This window comes from Ignavibacteriota bacterium (assembly GCA_016716225.1).
GTDB lineage: Bacteria > Bacteroidota > Ignavibacteria > Ignavibacteriales > Melioribacteraceae.
The window spans coordinates 2890279-2913208 of sequence record JADJWT010000001.1 but is presented as its reverse complement, the minus strand read 5'-3'; the positions used below and the strand labels follow the sequence as shown (position 1 = coordinate 2913208).

The 22930-nt window shown below is 30.5% G+C and carries 9 protein-coding genes and 1 pseudogene; all 10 read right to left on the bottom strand.

Annotation, left to right across the window (positions count from 1 at the left end; all coding sequences use genetic code 11):
• Positions 1-38 precede the first annotated feature (38 nt).
• The 10 genes and pseudogenes from IPM32_12775 to IPM32_12730 all read right to left on the bottom strand — a co-directional run bounded on the left by IPM32_12775 (position 39) and on the right by IPM32_12730 (position 22929).
• Complete coding sequence (locus tag IPM32_12775; protein ID MBK8946128.1) at positions 39-1475, bottom strand: DUF1593 domain-containing protein; 1437 nt, start codon at positions 1473-1475, stop codon at positions 39-41.
• A gap of 10 nt (positions 1476-1485) precedes the next feature.
• The gene (locus IPM32_12770; GenBank protein ID MBK8946127.1) at positions 1486-3969 is read right to left on the bottom strand and encodes a glycoside hydrolase N-terminal domain-containing protein; all 2484 of its coding nucleotides are present in this window, start codon (positions 3967-3969) and stop codon (positions 1486-1488) included.
• 30 nt (positions 3970-3999) lie between these two features.
• Positions 4000-6390, bottom strand: coding sequence for a glycoside hydrolase family 127 protein (locus IPM32_12765; GenBank protein ID MBK8946126.1), 2391 nt, complete (start codon positions 6388-6390; stop codon positions 4000-4002).
• 49 nt (positions 6391-6439) lie between these two features.
• Positions 6440-8392: a tetratricopeptide repeat protein gene (locus tag IPM32_12760; protein MBK8946125.1), complete on the bottom strand. Its 1953-nt coding sequence runs from the start codon at positions 8390-8392 to the stop codon at positions 6440-6442.
• Positions 8389-10725 carry a hypothetical protein gene (locus IPM32_12755; protein ID MBK8946124.1) on the bottom strand — a complete coding sequence of 779 codons (2337 nt, stop codon included), beginning with the start codon at positions 10723-10725 and terminating at the stop codon, positions 8389-8391. The genes IPM32_12760 and IPM32_12755 overlap by 4 nt, the downstream gene beginning before the upstream one ends.
• A gap of 2 nt (positions 10726-10727) precedes the next feature.
• The gene (locus IPM32_12750; protein ID MBK8946123.1) at positions 10728-12494 is read right to left on the bottom strand and encodes a peptidyl-prolyl cis-trans isomerase; all 1767 of its coding nucleotides are present in this window, start codon (positions 12492-12494) and stop codon (positions 10728-10730) included.
• Positions 12495-12609: 115 nt separating this feature from the next.
• A complete protein-coding gene (locus IPM32_12745; GenBank protein MBK8946122.1) occupies positions 12610-13281 on the bottom strand; it encodes a T9SS type A sorting domain-containing protein in 672 nt (223 codons plus the stop codon).
• A gap of 1193 nt (positions 13282-14474) precedes the next feature.
• Positions 14475-17555, bottom strand: a complete 3081-nt coding sequence (locus tag IPM32_12740) for a TonB-dependent receptor (GenBank protein MBK8946121.1) — start codon at positions 17553-17555, stop codon at positions 14475-14477.
• A 193-nt stretch (positions 17556-17748) separates the two neighbouring features.
• Positions 17749-20055: pseudogene (locus IPM32_12735) on the bottom strand (glycoside hydrolase family 3 C-terminal domain-containing protein).
• A gap of 870 nt (positions 20056-20925) precedes the next feature.
• Positions 20926-22929 carry a HAMP domain-containing protein gene (locus IPM32_12730; GenBank protein ID MBK8946120.1) on the bottom strand — a complete coding sequence of 668 codons (2004 nt, stop codon included), beginning with the start codon at positions 22927-22929 and terminating at the stop codon, positions 20926-20928.
• Between the last annotated feature and the right edge of the window lies 1 nt (position 22930).

Here is a 22930-nt window from a genome sequence, read left to right as displayed (position 1 = left end):
AAGATTATTTTTTTCATTGACTTAATTATTTCAAAATTTTATGGTAATATTTTTACAATTATTCTTTTATAACTGCACAAATTAGGTTCACCTTTATCCGTAACTTTAAGAATAAAATGTGCGGTTTCTTCTTTTTCAACCTTTGGAGCAATGACATAAGCTCCATGAGAATTTTCAGATCCTTCTATTTTAATTAATGTTTTATACGTTCCAGCTTCTGGATAATTGAACCATAAGAAACTGAAATTATCTCCATCTGGATCGCTTGTATTAAATGCATCCATTCCAAAACCTTGTCCAGATTTAACTGTAATTTCTTCAGGATTATCCAAAACAATTACTGGCGGATGATTGGCTTCTTGATATGATTTTATACACCAATCCATTCTTGCAGCAAAATCATTTTGAAAATCATCTCGCCACCTCCAAAGTGTAACTTTATTATCATTGAAAGTAACTGAATCTAATTTTACTGTTCTGCCAAATTCATTTGATATATAAGGAGTATAATTATCTATAGCATTAGTCCATATTTTTCTTGTTTCAGGTTCAAAAGGAACTCCCGAACCGCCTTTTTTCTGAGTAGAAATATCTGGTTTATATAACTCGTATCTTCCACCCCACCCGCCCCATTCTGGATGTTCTGGATTGTTTAATCCATTTGGTATTAAAGATAAAAATGATGGAGTATCTCCTTCCACTCCCCAAGCAACATCCGGATAAACTGCTCCAAGTGGACCATGAGATTGCTGAATATTTTTCGAAAGCCATGAATTACCAATTGAAGTATTATCAATATTTTTTATAAATGTATTAATTGCACTCCAAGTTGCACTGCCATAATCATCACCAGGGCTAACAATATAAAATAAATCCGAAAAATTATTTCTAATCCAAATGCCGCTATCATCTTGATCAGAAATTGTATAAACACGAAGTTTAGCAATTAATTTTTTCTGTTCTTTTTCTGATTTTGTATTTTTTATTTTAAATAAGGATTGTGCAAGTGTATTTGAACCGCCCCAAACTGAAATCCATAAAGGGCGATCATCATTTCTTTCAAGTTCATTAATTATCCAATCAGAACCTTCTGAATCTTTGTTTTCCCCAACACCCAACATCCCATATTCCGGAAGTCCTTTTTTAATTATTGAAAATAATTTTTCTGCTTTGGGAAAATCTGGATTGTGTATTATTAAATTTGGTTGAACTTTTTCATAAGTTTGAACAATTTTTTTTATTGATTCCGGATTGATTTTAGTTTTCATCCAACAAGAAGTTGTTGCAATTATTCCTTTTATATCAATTTCATTTGAATACAATAATAAACGCACTAAAGACTGAGTATCATCCGGATCTGCTTCAATATCAGTAAGAATTATCACTCTGTGTTTTTCAATAGCTTGCGCGAATAAAATATTTATTTCAATTACAAAGAAAAACACAAAAAAATATCTGATTAAAATTTTCAGCATAAATTCTGATTTACTTAATTGTGAACTCATAACTCTGCCCTGCTTCAGTTTGAATATCATATAAAAATGTTTCTCTAATATTTAATTTATTCAACTTAGCTTTATCTGAAATAAGTGGATCTTTAATTTTAGTTGTTTGGTAAAACGAATTACTGTTTTCTCCTTCGGCAATTTTTAACAAATTATTAACTGAATTCAATTTATCATAAACACGGATTCTACAATTTCCACCTATTGTTGATTTAATAATTAGATTAGAAATTTTACCATCTTTCCATTCTAATTTTTCAACTACAAATCCGCCTCTCGCTCTAAGTCCGGAAATGCTTCCATTTTTCCAAACATTTGGCAATGCCGGTAAAATGAAAATTGCTCCATCATCGCTTTGCATAAGCATTTCCGTAACGCCGGAAGTAAATCCAAAATTTCCATCAATTTGGAACGGAGGATGCGCATCGAACATATTAGGGTAAGTTCCACCTTTTTCGAATGAATCTTTCTCAACCAAATTAATTTGGTCTTTAATTAATTTGTTAGCATGATTTCCATCCAAAAAATTTGCCCACAAATTTATTTTCCAATTCATAGACCAGCCAGTCGAAGGATCACCTCGATAAATTAAGGATGTTCTTGCCGCATCAAATAATTGCGGAGTTCTAAATGCCGAAATTTGATTTGAAGGAAACGCACCATACAAATGTGAAACATGACGATGTTTATCTTCCGGATTATCCCAATCTTCAATCCACTCTTGTAATTGCGAATGCTGACCAATTTGCATAGGTGGTAATTTTGCAAGAACCGAATTCATCGAATCAATAAATTGATTATCAGTTTGCAGTTTTTCTGCAGCTTTTATTGTTTTTGAAAATAGATCAAACAATAATTGGTTATCCATCGTTGTTCCATAAGATATTGATGATTCCGGATGAATCGATGGAGAATTTTCCGGAGAATTAGAAGGAGAAACCACTAACCATTTATTTTTTGGTTCTTCAATTAAAAAGTCCAAATAAAATTCAACCGCACCTTTCATAACTGGATAAATATTTGCCAAATATTTTTCATCACCGCTATATTCATATTTCTCATAAAGATGCTGGCAAAACCAAGCGCTTGCCATCGGCCACATTCCCCAATATGCTCCGTCAACTGGTCCAGTTATTCTCCATAAATCTGTATTGTGATGTAACATCCATCCATTTGCACCATACATATCTTTCGCAGTTTTCCTTCCAGATTCAGAAACTTCTTTAATCATTTGAATGAACGGTTCATTCATTTCACTAAGATTTGTTGGCTCACTAGGCCAATAATTCATTTCTGTATTTATGTTAACAGTATATTTGCTATCCCATGGCGGATAAAGATCTTTGCACCAAATTCCTTGTAAATTTGCGGGCTGACCTCCGGGACGTGAAGAAGAAATTAATAAATATCTTCCAAATTGAAAATATAGTGAAGCAAGTTGAGGATCGTTTCCGTTTGCAAAATTTTTAATTCTTATATTGGTTGGATTTTTAACAGAATCTGTAATTCCTAAATCAATTGAAACACGATTAAAATATTTTTGAAAATCAGAAATGTGATCATTTTTAATTTGATTAAAATCTTTTGTTAAAACATTTTCAAGATACGAATTAGCCAATAAATTCGGGTCGCCGCTAATATCTTTATAGTTTTTATAACTTGATGCAATTGAAATAAAAACTATTGCTTCGTTTGAATTTTCTATTACTAAACTTGTGTCAGTTGAATATATTTTTCCACCATCTGTTTTTATTTTTACATTTGCCTGAAATTTTAATGCTCCTTTTATCGAATCGCAATCCGTTGTTACTCCGGACATTATCAATAAATCATTACCAATAGTTTTTACATCAACTTTTGCAGGACGATTCATTGTTGCAGTAAAATTAATTTTTTCTTTTTCACTAGCTGATATTCTTAGAACAATTACTTGATCTGGAAACGAAGATAAAATTTCTCTTTTAAAAGTTACCCCATCAACTTCATAAACAGTTGTGGCAATTGCGTTTTCAATATTTAATTCTCTATAATAATTTTTGAAATTTGAATGATTATGAAAAGTTAGATTTAAATTCCCAACAATTTGATAAGGCATTCCATGGGAATTTTTACTAATAAATTTTTGATTAATTATATCTTGCGCTTCTTTCGATTTCCCTTCAAAAAGTAATTTGCGAACAATCGGTAAAGCTTCTTTAGCTTCGAGATTATCATTTCTATGTGGTTGGCCAGCCCAAACAGTACTTTCATTTAATTGAATAATTTCATTTTGCGGATCACCATAAACCATTGCGCCAAGTCTGCCATTACCGATTGGCAATGCTTCAATCCATTGTTTTGCTGGTTTATCGTACCACAATTTTAATAAAGTATTGCTTTGTGCATAATAATTTGTTATAAATAAAAAACATATAACAATAGTTTTATATGTTTTTCTCAAAGTTATATTTTTATAAGTTTTCATCTTATTCTATTTAATAATATTTTGGTCATTTTATTTAATCAATCTAACAAAGTAAACTGCTCCAGCTGTACTTTTCGGCAGAGCTTGAAATTTTATCCTAACAAATTCTTTATCTTCAATTATAGAATTTGGAATTTTATATTCAACATCTATAAATTCTGATTGATACCATCTTCCAGTATTATCTTCACTAATTAATTTTTCATCATCAATAAAAATATCAAACTTTCTATTGCCCCATTCATAACCATAATAACGAATTACTAGTGACAAATTATCTTCTCCTTTAGTTGCTAAACTATAACTGAAATATCCTCCGTCTTTTGCATCGCGCCAAAATTCATCAAAAAATACTCCTTTGTTAGAATTCGAAAATTGCATTAAATGATCAGTTTCGGGTTGTTGTTGTCCCGGAGCAACAAAATCTAAAGTACGATTTTCCAAAGCAAGTTTTGCTTTTTCATCAGCGGCAATAGAATCAATACGCGATTCATATTGACTATTTGTTAAAGCCATCCAATACATCATATATCTTGAATCATGAATTTTGAAAAATGGTTCAAGTATAATTTCAATAGGATTAATAAGATTTATATCCGAGAATTTAAATGTGAAGGGTTTATTTTCAACCGAAATTAATTTGTTAGATAAATTCTTAATGTCATCAGAAATTATGATTGGAGATTTATCCAAAGGCAATCTTTTACCACTTGCATATTGCGACCATCGTCCGTCATCAGCAATTAATCCGGCTAGATCTTCCGTTCCGGTTTTTGCACCAAGCAGAATTGGTCCGTGAAGAAATGCAATGTATTCTGAAATGTTAGGCAGACTTTCTATAGAATTATGCATTGGTAAAAATATTTCAAGTGTATCACCAATATTCCATAATCGTTCAATCGCAAAATATGATGAAGAAGAAGCTGTCACCGGAAAAGTTTCGCCATTAATTAAAACTTTTAATTCACCTTCTTTAACCCATGATGGATATCTAATCATTAATTTAAATTTAGATGAGCCTTCAGTGATAATTAATTTAGTTTTTTCTTCATATGGAAAATTGGTTTCTTGCTTTATTTTAATTTGCTTTTCTTTCCAATCTAATTCTGAAGCAATAAATAGATTAACAAAAAGTGAATCATTATGATGTGTATAAATTAACTGATTGTATTTTCCATGATTCTCCATTCCGGTTCCAACACAGCACCACATTGCTTCGTTTGGAGCTGAATAAACTCTATAATGTTTAGGGCGAGCTGGAGTAAAATAAACATATCCGCCATGTTCCGGATGTTGCGTCGATAAAATATGATTGTAAAGTGTTCTCTCGTAATAATCAATATATTTTGCGGATTTGTATGACCGGAATAAATCTTCTGTTAACTTAAGCATATTATACGAATTACATGATTCCGGTCCATCAATATCAATTATATAATCCTTTGAAGCTTTAACTGTAGGGAAATGCTCTTTTCTGCTGTTTCCGCCAAAAACTAATGTACGATTTTTTGTAACAGTTTCCCAAAAATAACTGCTAGCATCTGCAAATTTTTTATCACCGGTAATTTCTGCAATTCTTTGAAAACCAATAAACTTGGGAATTTGTGTATTAGCATGAGCATTATCAAGATTATCTATTTTTTGTGATAATGGATCAAGAAATTTATTATGAGAGAAACGTTTTGCAGCTTTAATATATTTTACATCATTTGTAATTTGATATGCATCAGCAAAAACTTCGTTCATTCCACCGTGTTCGGAATCAAGCATAATTTGCATTTGTTCATCAGATAATTCTAATGTAATATTTATTGCCCAATCACAAAATTTAAGAAACATTTCTTTTGAAATTTCATTTCCGGTGTAAAGCCAAGCATCTCTTAATCCGGCAAACATTTTATGCAAATTGTACAAAGGAGCCCAAGAAGATTTGTAAACTGTAAAATCACCATTCTTTAAATTATTCCAAATTTCCTTACTGTTTGGCATTCCACCAATATAATTAATTCCCCATTCAGGATTATTTATTGCGTTTGAATCTTGACAAATTTTTAATTCAGCAAGCATATATTCCATTCGCTGTTTACAATCAAGATTTCTTGTTGCAGCATAATTCATTGCCATTGCAGATAAATAATGTCCGCCGACGTGACCATCTAATCCATCCCAATTTGGGTAGCATGGAGCTTTAAGTTTCAGACCAGCTTCTTTTCGGTATGGGGCAAGTAATCGATCAACATTATATTCTAACAAAACTTTAATATTTAAATCGCGTGCGCGTTGAAAAGGTCCTTCAAGTAAAGTTACATCTTGCAATGGAAATAAATTTGGATATAATTTTTCTTGAGATTTTAAAATTGAAGAAATAGAAATTAACAACGCTAAACCTAAACTTATATTTTTGATCAAATTGTTTTTCATTTTAATAATCCAAGAAATTTCATTTTAATTTTTCTTTTGCCAAATTAGTTTATTCAAGTTGATTTAAAATTTCTCGTTTTAATTTAATTGCTTCGGCGTATTTACCATCAATATCTAAACATTTATTTATCATACTTAACGCTGATTTTAAATCTCTTTTTTCGAAATATGCAACAGAAAGATTATATAATACAAATGTATTTTTAGGATCAATATTGTATGTTTTGGTTAAGTGTTTTATAGCTTCATCATATTTTTTTCTATATAATTCAATAATTCCAACGCGTATAGAAGTATAATCAGCAAGGTCTATTTTTTTTTGGTTATAGAAATATGTGATTAAAATATTAAAGTCTTTTAGAACCGGATATTGATTAAGAATTGTATTTATATGTTTCAAATAATTTTTAATATCCTCTCTTCTCAAATAAGTTTTAGCCGCAAGTAAATGTGCGTCCGTCCAAGATAAACCTTCTATCTTGTAAACTGCAATAGAATCAGTTAAATTCTTAGGTTGAAGCATATTTAAAAAATCATTGTGTTGGAACTTTGTCATTGTAATACTATTCTTAACATAAGGCCAATTGTTTTTTAAAAGTGATATATTATAATTGCCAATAGCTGAATCGAGTTTTGTAAATACAAAATTTGCTTTAGTTAAACTATCTTGTTTAGCAAAAGGAATATTGGCATTTTCTGTTTTGGGAAGGTATCCCTTCTTTTCCATGCAATTATAAAATGCTTTTCCAATTAGTTGATATCCTTCAACATTTGGGTGAAGATGATCTACAATTAAATTGTCGCCTACAATTCCACCCGGACTTTCAGAATTAAATATTGAATCTATCGGAACAGTTGCAACATTAAATTCCTCTCCAAGTTGATCAATAATCATATTCATTTTAGAAGGTGCTCTAAACCTCAGTGCATCAAGATCTTTTGCTAATCTGAAAAGAGAATCTGCATTTTTATAATTTTCATTCTTAAAATTATCCCAAGCTTCTTCGAAAACTTTATCAGCATTCTTGTATCCATGAGTTGCAGCAGATATAAATGGTTTTTGATCTTTTAAATTACTTGCCAATTTGCCAATAATTATTGGGACACCTTTTTCTTTACATAATGTTAAGATGTCCGTAAAATTCTCTTTAAATTGCTGAAGTCCGGCATTGTACACATCAGAATCTAAAATAATGTTTTTGTCTTTTGCCATCTGTGACATCAGAGTGCCGGATGATTTTATATTTTTTGATGAAAAGAATAGTGACGTTACCCAATGAATTGAATTCCGCACAAATTGAGTAGTTTTAAAATTATTTAGATATAATATTAAATTTATCAGATTTCGAGAAGAACCAAATGATTGAACCGAACCAACACCCAAAGCTCCATAATATTCATTATGTCCGGCATAAATTAAAATTAAATTGGGTTGCTGATCCAAAACTTCCGGGAAAAGATCTAATATTGTGTAAGAGTTTACTGCCGTCATACCCAAATTAACAACCTCAATGTGTGTATTGGGATAGACTAATTCTAATCTTTTCCGAACATAACGTGAAAATGATCCCATTGGACTATAAGGATATCCTTCTGCACTGCTTCCGCCTAAAACAAAAACTCTGAAGGAATTTGTCTTTTTTTGTATATCAAAATAATCTTCACTGGTTGTGGGATTGAAATCTCCACTTGTAAAATATTTTTTACTCATATTTGAGTTAATTATATATTTACCTTCGCCGGCATCTATCCATTGAGTAAAATCATAACCATAATTAATGTTTCTCAATAATATTTCAAGAAGGATTAAAAATATAATTGGTAAAAAGATTAAAACAGCATAAAACCATTTAGGAGTTTTTTTTGCAGAAGCATTAATAATTTTTTTAACTTCAAAAATCGGGACATTATATTTCTTTGAGATTTCATGCACAGAAAGTTTATCTTTATCTGCAAAGATTTGGTTTTTTATTTCTTTTGATATTTTAATTTTTTGTATCAAATCCGTTGAGCTTTTGAGAATAAAAAAACAAAAATGATTAAGTACAAACTTAATCCGGTAAAAAAACTTAAAGTAAAACCAAAAATCATTGATAGAATAACTGCCGAAACAGAACCGAGAACGGAAAAAATTCCATTAACACCATACATCCATGGAATATATTTTATAAAATTTTTCTGCTTTAAAATTTGTATTGCTGTAGGAAATGGAATTCCAAGAAAAAATCCGAATGGCAGTAACAAAACAAAACTTACAATTGCACGTAATGTTAATCCATAAACAAGAAGCGGATTTAAAATTAACGGATGTATAAAAAATAAAATCACTCCAGTAATTACAATCAAACCGGAAATCCATTTAAGGCGTTTTATAATATTATCGGGAAATATTTTCCAGCCAAAAAAACTTCCAATTCCCATTCCAACAAGCAAGGAACCAAGAAGAATGGACAAAGCAATTGTTGGTGATCCCAAATAAAGAATAAATTTTTGCAGTAATGCAATTTCCAAAACCATGAATCCGAAACCAATGCTAACAAAAACAAAAAGCGGAAAAAAAACTTTTTCCTCTTTTTTACTTTTAATATTTTTTTTCGAAACAGATTTTATTTTCTTTAGTGGAATTAGAACAGACAAAACCGCAATTATAAAGACCACAATTAAAAGATATTTCAAATCATCGGGTAAACCTTTTTTAACTTTGTAAAAATATGGACTATCATCAAGCACCGGTGAAATATCAGAGCTATTCTTTGCAATTAATTCTTCAAGCGAACTTCTGCCATCTTTAAGAGTATTTAAAAGAATATTTTCAATTTGATTATTGCCAGGAATATTTACAAAAGGCAAATAAGCAATCTTCGGCAAATCTGTTGGAAACGTATTTGCAATTTTGATAATATTGTTAATTTCATCAATTGTGTAAGCTGATTTTTTAATTACTAAAGTTGGCGAATGTTCATCTCCAATACTCAAAAAATGATTAACTGCATTTGAATGACTTATTCCGTTTTCTTTAAATGCATACAAAGTTGTTACAATTAGTCTAACAAGTTCCCACTTATTATGGACTGTAAAAATCAATTGCCCATTATGATTTAAAATTTTTAAATAATCTTTTATTGCCTCAACTGTTAAAAGATAATTTTCGTTTGAAGCAATTCCATCTATAATTTGGAACTGCTCAGTTGATGGAAGTGCTAAAATTATTAAATCGTAAAACTTTTCAGATCTTTTTAAAAAATGTCTTCCTTCTGCAATTTCAATTTTCACATTCGGAAAATCAGTATAAATTCCGCCGTTAAAATTTTTATATTTTTTTACTATATCTACAAAATCGGGATTTATTTCAACTCCGGTAATATTTTGCACATTACTAAGAATCCCGGAAAGAATTTCTTTTCCTCCACCGGGACCAATAACCAGCATGTTCTCTTTTTCTTCTTTCTTTAAAAATAAAAGAGGAATTGTTGTTGAATTTCTTATCAGTATATCATTAAGCATTTTATCATGATTTTCAATGTTTCCATTGAATTCATACATTTGCGTTCCGGCGGCACCATCTATTAACAAATGTTTAACATAACTTTGATTTTCAAATTCAACTAAATCCGATCTTCCATTTATACTCCATTTGCTTTCAACTATTTCCGGTGTAATATTTGAATTATCTAAAATATGATAAAAATCTTTTTCCGGATAATTACCGATAGGAATTTTTCCGAGAAATTCATTCTTACCAAAAACAAATAATAAAATTGCAATTACGGAAAGACTAAAGTAATGCAGCAAGAGTTTTTTTCTTTCAACAACAAAAAAATTAGCTGCAGAAAAAGTTAAAACTATCGCAAGAAATAAAACAGCATTTGGTGCATTGAAAAAACTAAAAATAAGTATTGAAAGAATCGAACCCAACGCCGCACCAATTAAATCAGCAGCATAAATTTTATATCCGGAATTTGCAAAGTTTTTAAAAAATTCCGAGTAAACTATTCCGGCAAAAAAAAATGGTATAAAAAGTAAAGAAAAATAAATGTATGGATTTGTTATCGAGAAAAGAACTACAGCTATAATAAAGAATATTAAAGAAATTCCGGTAAGAGAAATGTATAAGCTAAATATCTTATGATTTTCACTTTTCGTTTCATCTGGTTTAATTTTGTAAAAGGAATAAATTCCACCAGTGCCAAGTCCTAAAATTGATAATGATAAAATTATAAATGCATAATTCTGAACAAATATTACCGAGGAAATTCTTGTGGATAAAATTTCAAAACAAATAACTACTGCCGAGATTATTAGAATATTTAAATTAACGATTTTAGAATTGTTCATCTCTAATTAGATGTTATTGCTTGAGATAATTCATGCTCGAAGATTTCGACATTGTATTTCTTCATCAGCTTTGCATTAACTTCATCCGAAATTTTTTGACGATAATAATTTTTAAATTCTTCTTCTATTCTTTTACCTTTAACTTCATCAAATGTGAGTTGTTTTTCCGGCATAATGTGAATAGCTTTTATAACTGCAAATTGTTTTCCCTTTTCGGTATCATCAAATTCAATTGGTCCAGCAACTTCGTTTAGCTCCAATTTAAAAGCAGCTTCAGCCAAATATGGCGGTTCAATACTTCTAAATGATTTTAGGGAGCCATCACGTTCACGTATATATGTTTTAACAAACCATCTATTAGAAATTTTTTCAAATGGAATACCACTATTTATTTCTTTAATTTCTTTCTCAGCCCTTTCTTTATCAGAATAAATTCTTGTATAAAGATTTATTTTTTTTAGTTGATAGAATATTGAATCTCTTTGTTCATCATAAAATGATTTTAAAGCTTCCGGTGTTAAATCGGGAATATTTCCTTCAATTATTTCTAAGTTATATAAATAACTCAACTTGCTTTTAACTACTAAGTTATCCGTATATGGATTAACTATCTTTTCATCCAATCCAATTTTTTGTGCGGCTTTTATTACATTATTATCATACACTGCTTCTGAAATAAACTCTTTTACACTCTTTGAATTTAATTGGATATTTGGATTCAAAATTACAACTTCATCCAGAAGTCTAAGGAATTCTTTTAAATCAATTTTACCTTTGTTATATGTTAGAATTTCAAAATTGTTACCGTTTGAAATTGCATTTTTCATTGTATCTTGATATGCACCGCCAAAGAATTTATCTATATTTGACCATTTAACAATTTGATCCAAACCTTGATCATTCCATATAATAGTGCCATAATCCACAAGATTTTTTCTAAATTCACCATACTCATCATTGTATGTCTGATAATATCCTTTTTTTAGATTTGAAATTATTTCTTCTTTAATATCATCAAACGGTTCTAATTTAATTTTTTTTATGTCAACCGCTTTTAAAATATGAAATCCTTCTAAATTATAAAGTGCTTGTGTAGAACCATTTTGCAGTTGATACGCAACATAAGCAATAGGATCATTCATACTTTGCGACCAAGTATAATTTTTTTGCGTTACAATTAAAGTATTTTGTAGAGAATGTTTTTTAATAAGTTCATCTATATTTAAATTATTGCTAATATAATTTTCAATTTCCAATGCAATAGCTTTTAAAGAATCAAGTTTTTGTTGTGATGGATTTTCAGGGATCGGTAAAAAAATATCATTGCAGATAACTTCTTTATCCATTTCATTATAAGCTTTAGCTGCTGAACTATCGCTAACATATTTTGAAACAAACTTTTTATTAAAGTAAGCATTTATTATTTCAGCATTAATTGAACGTATTTCTTTGCTCATTAAATCTTTGTTCTGATTTAATTTTCTGTCAAAGAAATCAAGTCTTTTTAGCTGGTTGGTTAATAAATCATTTAGTGCATTTTTATAAACTTTTTCTTTTTCTCTAAATTTTTGGTTGTAATTCCAGTCTTTGATATATTGTTTCAAATCACTTAATGTAACAATATAATCTTCTCCAATTTTTGCAATTATTTTTTCATCTTCAGAAGAATTAACGTCATTATTTATACAGCTTATAATTAATATAGCTAAAACAAAAAGAAAGTGATATTTTCTAAATCTTAACAATTGTTTGGTTTTAAAGAAAGGCATATGCTAAAAACTCATTTTGTGAATAAAACTTGAATCCAATTGCATTTTATATAAAACCCCGGTAAAATTCAATTACCGGGGTAATTTTGAATCGTGTTACTAACTAGTTTATAAATTATTTAATTAATAACATTTTCTTTGTTTGTAGTAAGTCGTTAGCTTCTAATCTATAGAAATAAACACCGCTTGTTAAATTAGCAGCATTAAAGTTTACTTTATAGTTGGCAGCATTTTTGAATTCATTAACTAAAGTAGCAACTTCTTGACCAACTGCATCAAATACTTTCAAAGTAACATTTCCAGATTTTGGAATTGAGAAGTTAATTTCTGTTGTTGGGTTAAATGGATTTGGATAATTTTGTTCTAAAGTGAATTTAGTTGGTAAACCATCAACTTTTTCAACACCAACAATTCCATTAAGAGTTTTATGAATTAGGTCATATTCTGCATCTTTTTGATTCATCCATTCTTCATATTTAGCAGGGAACCATGCTAAATCGCCAACTGGGAAACCGCCAAGACCTGCAGTTAATAAATCTGCATCATCGTATGAAAGATCAATTGGAGTCGGCCAGTCTGCATAAATGAAAAAATCTACTTCTGGGTTATTTGGTTGACGCCATGCTGCTAAAGAACCGGAATAAGTTGTATCTACGGTTGCAATTGAAAATTCTTTCAATGTTTGAAGTTGAGTAGTGAATAATACATCTGTTTCAGCAAAATTAGGTAATTTGTTATACCAAGTTCCGTTTGTTAATTTTGGATAAGTTGCATCATCAGCAAACATTGCTGCGGTTCTTGTATTCATTGGTATCATTTGAGAAGTCCAATCAGTCATTCCATTAACTGCATTAGCATTTAATGTGCTTACAACATCACTTAAACTTGGGTCCCAATAAGTTAAGTTTCTATCTGCATAGAACGATGCACCGTTCGCCAAAAATGTAGAATCGGAATGTAAATTAACAATACCCATTGGCAAGCCTTCAGGATCAACTTCACCGGCATCAGCACCAATTAGCACAGCAGACATTCCTTGCACATTTGTATTTACAAAAATATTGTTTGTAACGCTATAATTTGGATGTCCGCCTCTGTTCATTAGAGGATATGAGCTACAATTAATAAAATTATTGTGATTAAAAACTTGTCTGTTAATTACATAATTATCTCTTGATTTATACAAAAGACCTTGAACGTTTACGTGTGTATTATTTTCGACCCAAATTGTATCTTGGTTAGAGAAGAAATCCAACACACCACCATTACGACGACAAGTATGTCCTAACAAGTTTACGAAATAATTATTTATAAAGAATATTCTTGAATTAGTTGGTTGACCACCAATAACTGTCCATAAGTTATGTTCAATAATACAGTTTTCAACTTGAATTCTTAGACCTGGACCTGCTAAACCGAAGCAGTTCCATCCAAGACCACCAGCAGCATTACCAACAGCCATATTTATATTTTTCACAAGAAGATCTGAACCACTAGTAATAAACGGAGTAGTATTACCACCTTCCAACACAGCACCAGAAACTACTGGTGGAGCATCGCCTTTACTTGTTTTTACAGATCCGGTTGTTTCACCCATAATAATTGTTTTTCTGGTTGCAGATGTTGTTGGGTTATTTGCAAGTGAGTAATTTCCCCATGCTTTTAACACATATACACGTCCTGCAGGTACATTAAGTGTATCATCACTTATTACACGAAAAAGTGTGTTTGGTCCACCAAATTCGATATCATCTTTAATTACAAGAGAATCTCCACGATGCTCTGAAATGTAATCTTCCAATGTTTGTGAAAATACAGAAGCTAACGGTAACAATGTAATTACCGTCAGAAGTAAAAGTAACTTTCTCATAAATTTCTCCTTATTAAAATTATTGATTTAATGAGCAAAAAAGGTTAAAAAATAATTGTTTGCTAATAACTACCTCCTCCTTATGTTTATTTTTTTAAATACACTATTTGTTAAAAATTATACCTTAAATTAAGCTGATAAATTGTTGGTGGATATAAAACCGAAACTAAATTTTCTGTTACCGGAGAATCTTGTGTAAGTTTAAATTTCCTAAATGATTCAATTCCGTTATGAAAAATATTCAATCCATTAAATGATAAACTTAATCCATCAACTGGTAAATCTTGCTTGAGTGTAAAATCCCATCTATAAATATTTCCGGTATATGAAGATTCTTCCGGTCTTGTACCAACAGAGTTTATCACATTCCCTCGCATATTAAATGATAAACGACCTGAAAATCCTTTATAATCAACACCTAAAGCAACATTAATTACATCATCTGCCTGTTGAATTAATCTTCCACTGTAAATCGTATCATTTGTTGTATATTCATATATATATGTACCAGGTCTTGGACCGGGAAGTCTTACAGGTATATTTCTGATAATTCGGTAATTCACGTTTGATCCGGATTTTGTATAGTTCACATTTAACACAAGTGAATTTAATGGTTGGGGCAAATACCAGAAGTTTGTTTGCCATGAAACTTCAATACCTCTAATATAACCTAAGTTCGGATTATTCAATGTTGTATTAACAATATCTGTAACTTTTGTTAAATAATTAAAATTGTCCTGTAAAATTGCTGAATCTGGCATAAATAAATTTTCACCATACAAATCAACATTTCCATAATATATTCCGGTTCTGTACTGAGCATCTTCTAACTCTTTATAAAATCCATTAATTGAAAAAAGACCAACAATATTGCTGTAAACAGATGCAATAACATCCAAGTTTTTTGCCGTTGTTGGTTTTAATTTAGGATTACCAACTACATAATTATTGCCAGGGAAAAGAGTTATTTTAGGAATAATAGATGCATAATCAGGGCGTACAATACTGTTTGTATAGGCTATTCTAATATCCGACCAATCATTAACTTGATATTTTAAATGTACGTTTGGGAAGTAATTTATATCATATCTATCTACATTATAATAATCATAAGGAACATCTGCTGTTCCCATTTTTGTACTAACAGCGTCACCATAAACATTATGTGTAACAACAGTAAACTCAGCACGATAATTCATGTTATAGTTTTCATATCGAAGACCGGCGATTAATGTAAGATTTCTATATAAATTAAAAGTACCCATTATATAGCCTGCTGCAAAAGTTTCTGATCCATTCCAATCATCTCTCCAACTGTCATCCTCTTTTAAAGCAGATTCCCAACCTGTTTGTGCTAAGTAAAGCCAATCGTCGTATACATCTGCATCTATAACATATTTAAATCCATTCTTAAAGTCATACTGATCGCTTAAATAATTTTTTCCTCTGTCAAAATCATCGTCTAAAACATCGGTTAACCTCATTCTACGTTCACCATCTCTATGTATAGGAAAGAAATCTTCTACCTTTCTATAAGTATCATCATCAGAAGAACCTGAAAAAGTTCTGTCAAAATCATTTACGCGTGTTGTTTTTGTGTATTTTCCGCCTGCTTTAAAAGTTGCGGTAATATCTGTGGAAAAATTTACAGGTGTCGAAACATCTAATGCACCATTATACAAGTGCTGATTAAATCTATTTTTAATAGATGATACCCATCCTTCCAAAGTTGCACTATCAACGTCCGAAGGATTTAAATTATCAAAAATTTCATATGCTCTTTGTAAAGTCAAACCTGCTTGAACGGCCGGAGAAGAATATGTAATTGGTAAATTATCTGAACCAACTCCAAAAGGAGCATCAAAATTAGACTCATTATTAAAATCAGTCCATCCGTTACCGGCTCCCCAAGGTGAATATGCATTTCTTGTATATTGATTTGTGCTTGAATGAGCTAAACTTGCTTCAACTTTAAAGTCACCAAAACTATTTTCAGCTTGTAGAGCATTAATCCACAAATCTCTACCAAATTTATTTCTATCAACTGTATAATGAACATCTGTACCACCAAAATCTAATCCGATGATATTATTTCGTTGGTCTGTAAAATTTCCTGCATAAGTATTTTGTAGTATAATTTTTCCGTTTGGCAATTTATAATCCATAATAAGGCTACCACCGGAAATATCTACAATGCTTCTACCATATCCAAAATTTGCACTAGTTGTTAAGTAAGCAGATTCTCCATATATATTTCTAGAACCGTCCAGTGTAAGACCAATAGAAGCAGTTTGATTTCCACCATCAGAACGATCGGCATTTGCTTGCAAGAAAACACCAAATTTATCATCAAAAAATCTATTGCTTACGCTTCCCCAAAATTTATAATTATTATAATTTCTATCTGAATAATTATAATTTCCTTGAGTAAGAACATCGAAGTGAAGATCTGATGGAGCTTCCATTAATTTTAAATTAACAACACCTCCAATTGTGTTTGCATCCATATCTGGTGTTATAGCTTTAATAACTTCAATGCTGGAAATCATACTTGATGAAATGAAACCAAGATTTGTTGAACGGGTTTCCATATTAGTTGATGGTAATTGAATACCATTAATTAAAACCTGATTTAATTTTGATTCCACACCGCGAATTACAACTTCATCACCATTCATAAGCGAAACACCTGGTAAACGGCTAAGAGCTGTAGCTGCATTATCATCAGGTAATTCTCTTATTTGTTCGGAAGAAACTACGTTTGTAATTGTGTTTGAAGTTAATTGTCTATTTATAGCTTCTAACTGTCCAGAAGCTTGACCAGTAACAGTTACAGTTCCGCTTTCAATAGTTTTTAATTCCAGAAAGAAATCTTGATCAATTACTCGATTTTCAGAAATATTTATATCTAACATTTGAGAGTTATATCCGATATAAGATACTTCTAAAGTATATTTCCCGACCGGAATATTTCTAATTATAAAATTACCTTCCATATCAGAAGCAGCACCTAAACTTGTACCTTTGACTGAAATATTTGCGCCCAATAGTGTCTCAGAAGTTGCTTTGTCGAAGATTGTTCCTCTTATAGATCCAGATTGGGCAAATAATGAAGTTTGTAATAGTAAAACGATTATGAGACTAACAAGCGGTACTAGTTTATTTCTAACTGAGTAATTGTTTACGCTCATTTTTCCTCCGATATATTGTTGAATTTTAGTTTCCATATTTTATTAAATGGTAAATTATAAAAAATTGAGCAGCATCCTCAAAACATAAACCAATTTTTCTCAAACTTTAAAAATTGATTTCGAGGCAGTCGTGTTTGAAGCTGCTGCTTTTGTTTCAAAAAACAATATCACGTTACCAATTTTGATATTTTTTTCAATTAATTTCTATTTTTGTTTTAATTAAATCAACATCATCCGAAGAATTGCCAACCATTATTTCAAATTCACCTGGTTCTACTGTGTATCTCATATCTACATTTGTAAATGATAATTCTTTCTTCGTTATCTCAAATATTATTTCTTTTTCTTCTCCGGCTTCTAACTCTATTTTTCTAAACCCTTTCAACTCTTTCACCGGTCTGGTTACTGAACTTACTTTGTCCCTTATGTACATCTGCACTACTTCTGTTCCTTTCAATTCTCCTTCATTCTTTACTTTTACTGTTACACTTACTTTTTCATTTTCAGTGATTTTTTCTTTGTCAACTTTTATGTCTGTTATTTTGAAGTTTGTGTAACTTAGTCCAAACCCAAATGGATATAGCGGTGTTATATCATCAAACAAATACCCTCTTCTTGATGATGGTTTATGATTGTAATGACATGGTATATGTCCCACCGATCTTGGTATTGATATTGGCAATTTTCCACTTGGATTCACATCCCCAAATATTACATCCGCTACTGCATTTCCGGTCTCTTGTCCCAAATACCAGCACTCCAATATTGATGGTACTGTTTCTGATATATAACTTATCGATTTTGGTCTTCCGTTAAACAAAACAACTACTATTGGTTTCCCGGTTTTTTGTATTTCTTTCAATAACTCATTCTGTCTTCCAACCAAATCTAAGTTTGTTCTATCTCCTAAATGTATCTTACTCCACGCTTCTCTTGATGTTTGTTCATTTCCACCAATTGCTAATATTACAACATCCGACTTTCCCGCTATTTCTACTGCTTCTTTTATAAGTCTATTATCTTCTTCCGGATCAGATGGAACTACCGTGTCTTCATTCCACGATCCTCCAATTGTTATCTTACATCCTTCACTATATACAATTTCAAATTTGTCTTTTACTTTATTTTTTATTCCCTCTAAAACTGTTGTATAAAATTTGGGTGTTCCACTGTATCCACCCAACATTCTTCTATCTGCATTTGGTCCTATTACTGCTATTTTACTTTTTTCTTTTATTTTTATCGGGAGAAGTTTGTTCTCATTCTTTAGCAAAGTAATTGTTTCTTGAGCAGCTTTCAAGGCAATTTTCTGTCATTCTCTAATTTGTGTTCATTCTGTAACAGCATTGGATCTACATACGGATCTTCAAACAATCCCATCTCAAACTTTGCTTCCAGCATTGGTTTTACTAACTCATCAATTAATGTTTCGCTTATTTTTCCACTTATTACCAAATCCTTTAGATTCGGATAGCAATCTATTTCCGGAAGTTCAATATTCACTCCAGCTTCTGCTGCTAGTAATGCTGCTTCTTTCTTATCTGCCGCTACACTATGACTTACTGTTTCTTCTTTATTACTTAGTTCTGTTATTGCATAATAATCTGATACAACAAATCCTTTAAATCCCCATTCCTCTCTTAAAACTTTTCTTAACAGCCATTTATTTGCATGTGATGGTATGCCATCTATTTCATTATATGATGCCATTACAGAATATGGTTTCTCTTCTTCTATTACTTCCTTAAATGGTGCCAGAAATACATCTCTCAGTACTCTCTCGGAAAAGTTTGCAGGTCCGCAGTTTGATCCAGATTCAGGTTGTCCATGTGCTGCAAAGTGTTTAAGTGTTGCTAAGACTTTATTCTTTTCCTTAAACGTTCTATCGCCCTGAAATCCTCTAATTGCTGCTTTACTCATTTCACCTATTAGGTAGGGATCCTCTCCAAAAGTTTCTTCAACTCTTCCCCATCTCGGATCTCTTGCAACATCTAATACAGGTGTAAGTGCTTGGTGAGCTCCTCTCTTTCTCGTATCTTCGGCAATTGACGAGTATATTTCTTCTACTAGTTTCGGATTAAATGTTGCTCCTAATCCAATCGGTTGTGGATAGCTTGTCGCTTCTTTTCCAGCTAATCCATGCAAGCATTCTTCGTGGATTATTACCGGTATGCCTAATCTTGTTTCTTCTACAAAAAATTTCTGAAGCGAGTTTGCAAATTCTGCCATCTCTATCGGACTTAGTCCACCATTTGTATCACTTATTCTACCTATTTGACCTAATCCGTTTGGTATGTTCTTTTCATCATTTCATAGTCAAGATTTCCATTCTCATCTAATATCAATTCTTTTTCTGATTCCATATACACATCATTTGAGCTATCTTTTCTTCCAAACTCATTCTGCTCAATAAATCTTCTACTCTATCACCAACTCTTAAATTTGGATTTTTATAGTCTTGCATATCTACACTATTTATTATTTCTGCTTTTTCGTTCATTTATTTATTTCCATAACTTATATTTTCTTGCTTGTAAGTTGAATTCTATATCTTGATTTTTTTTGAATTGTATCTTTCGATGTGGATTGGAAGTAATTCTGTTTTTCGAATTAGCTTTTCTTGGTTTACAAAACATTTACGTATTTCTTTTAATACGCTTTCTATTTTGTACTGATGTATTTTATTTTTGATCTGCTGTATTTTGTCTTTTTGTTCCACTGAATCTCTTATCAGTTAATGTTTTATTATTAAGACTTTATAACTTTTTTTCTACAATTATTAAAATCCTTTTCTCTATTTAACTATTTCAAACAGTTTTATCTTTTATTGAACCGTTTCAATCATTCAGAACAAAAATAAACAATTATAACTTAACAATACATTTTTTTACTTCAAAATTATTTATTCGAAAAATAGGAAATATGAAAACTGCTTATTTGATTTTTAATAATATTTAACATGTTTTCAATTTTTTTTAAATAATAAATTCCTTAGGTAAAATTAAATTAGCTTTTAAGTTAATATGATAAAAACCATTTTAAGTTTTTTATTAACCATTTTACGCAACAAAAAAATATTACCTTTTTACAATATTTATTTTTCTTAAAGACCAAGTTAATAATTGAATAAACAATCTAATTAAATTTTCAATTAAAAATTAAATGTTTTTTGCGACAAAATGAAGTTAGTGGTTTATAATAAAATTATATTTTAATATATTGAAAAGTATTTATAACCAACCCGGGTAATTTCTGACCCGGGATTGGAAATAATAATTATATGATGACAGATGAATTTAATTTTTTTTACAAAATTAAATTTTCAATTTGGTAAGAAAATTTTTTTGCTAAAAATAATTTATTTTCTCAATTAGTTAGCATAGACGTTTCTTTGAATATTTGTTTTAGTACCAATAGAGAAATTATTTACGTTTGCTTCCAATTTAAACATTGATATTTTTTCCTGCAGATTGATTGTCAAATTGCTTAAATCTTCTGTAGCTTTAGCAATTTGTTGAACACCTACTGCAGATTCTTTTGCTACTAAATTTATGTTTGTTAAATTTCTACTAATTTGCTCAGCTGATGATGATTGCTGTTCACTTGCAGCAGCTACTAAATTTATAACATCTTTTGTTTCATTTGTACTTTCAATAATTTCCTTAAGCGAAATTATAGCTTTATTTGCAAGTTCCTTACCGTTCTCAACAACTTTTGTTCCACTTTCAATTGATTCAACAGCATTATTTGTATCTTTTTGAATTTGCTTTATCATTGTAGCAATTTCTTTTGTTGCTGTTGTAGTTCTCTCAGCTAATTTTCTTACTTCATCAGCTACTACCGCAAATCCTCTGCCTTGTTCACCAGCTCGCGCAGCTTCAATTGCAGCATTTAATGCAAGTAAATTTGTTTGGTCTGCAATATCATCAATGACCTGAATAATTTCCCCAATTTGATTGCTGCTTTTTCCCAATTCTTTGATTGTTGTTGAAGTTTGACTTACTATATCTGCAATTTCATTCATTCCCTCAACAGTTTGTTTTACAACTTCTCCACCATTTTTTGCTAAAGATCCTGATTTTTGAGAATATTCTAATGCCGAAGAAGCATTTCTTGTTGTTTGAATTATTGTAGAAGCCATTTCTTCAATTGCACTTGCAACTTCATCAATTTGTGAAGACTGTTCTTGAACACCAGCTGTCATTTCTTCGGCGCTTGAAGCTATCTGATTAGAAGCACTAGCAGTTGCAGATATTGATTCATTAACTTCTAACAAAGTTCTGTTTAGAGAATCTGTTAAAGAATTGATACTATTTTTTATTAATTGATGATCACCTTTATAAGCACTGCTAATTTTAACAATAAAATCACCCAAAGCTACTTTTTCTAAAATTTGCACTCCTTCCGTTATTGGTTTCAATAACGCATCTAAAGTATCATTTATTCCTTGCACTATTTCCTGATATCCTCCATTATATTTGGAAACATTACCTCTTTCAGATAATCTTCCCTCTTTTGCAGATTTAGTTAGCAAATTAGCTTCATCAATTAAATTCACTAAACTATCAATTACATTATTCATGCTAATTGACAAACTATCTTTAGAAGATTTCACATTTGCTTTTACATCAAGTTTACCGTTTGCAATATATTGTGCAATTTGAGTTTGATTCTTAACTGAATCAATGATTGATAAAAACGATTTTTCTAATTGACCAATCTCATCATTTGAATTTGATTTTATTGTAACTTCAATATCGCCAACAGAAAGTTTATCAGCAATTGATGTAAGATTTTTTACCGGTTTATAAATTACTTTATTAAAGAAAATTCTAGATGCACTTAAACCAAGAATAAAAATAATTAAGCTAATTATTAAAGCCGTATTCTGTGCAGAAGAAGCCAGATCGTCTACATGCGAAGTACTTAAAGCTACCACAACATAACCTGATATTTCTTTCCCAGTTCCAACCGAATGAAGGCCGAAAACTTTATTACCTTCCGCATATGACTCAGTACTTTCTTTTATTAAATTGGATATATTTTTTTTATAGTTTTCATATTCGCTTTCATTAAAAGCTGAAAACTTTGTTCCATCCTTTTTTAACACCACAGCAAAATTAACATCACTCATTTCCTTAAAAACTTCTAAATGAGTTTGAACTGAGGAAACATCATCAAAAATGAGTCCTGCTTCCGAAGTTTTAGCAATCATTTGAGCAATTACTTTTGATTTTTCTTGCAAAGATTCTGTCATTTCAGATTTCTGTTTTTGAGGGAAATAGAAAAAGAGAAACAAGGCAATTAATAGAAAAGTAATTCCCAAAATGATTTGAAATTTTTGTCTTATACCTAATTTGTTAAAATATTTCATT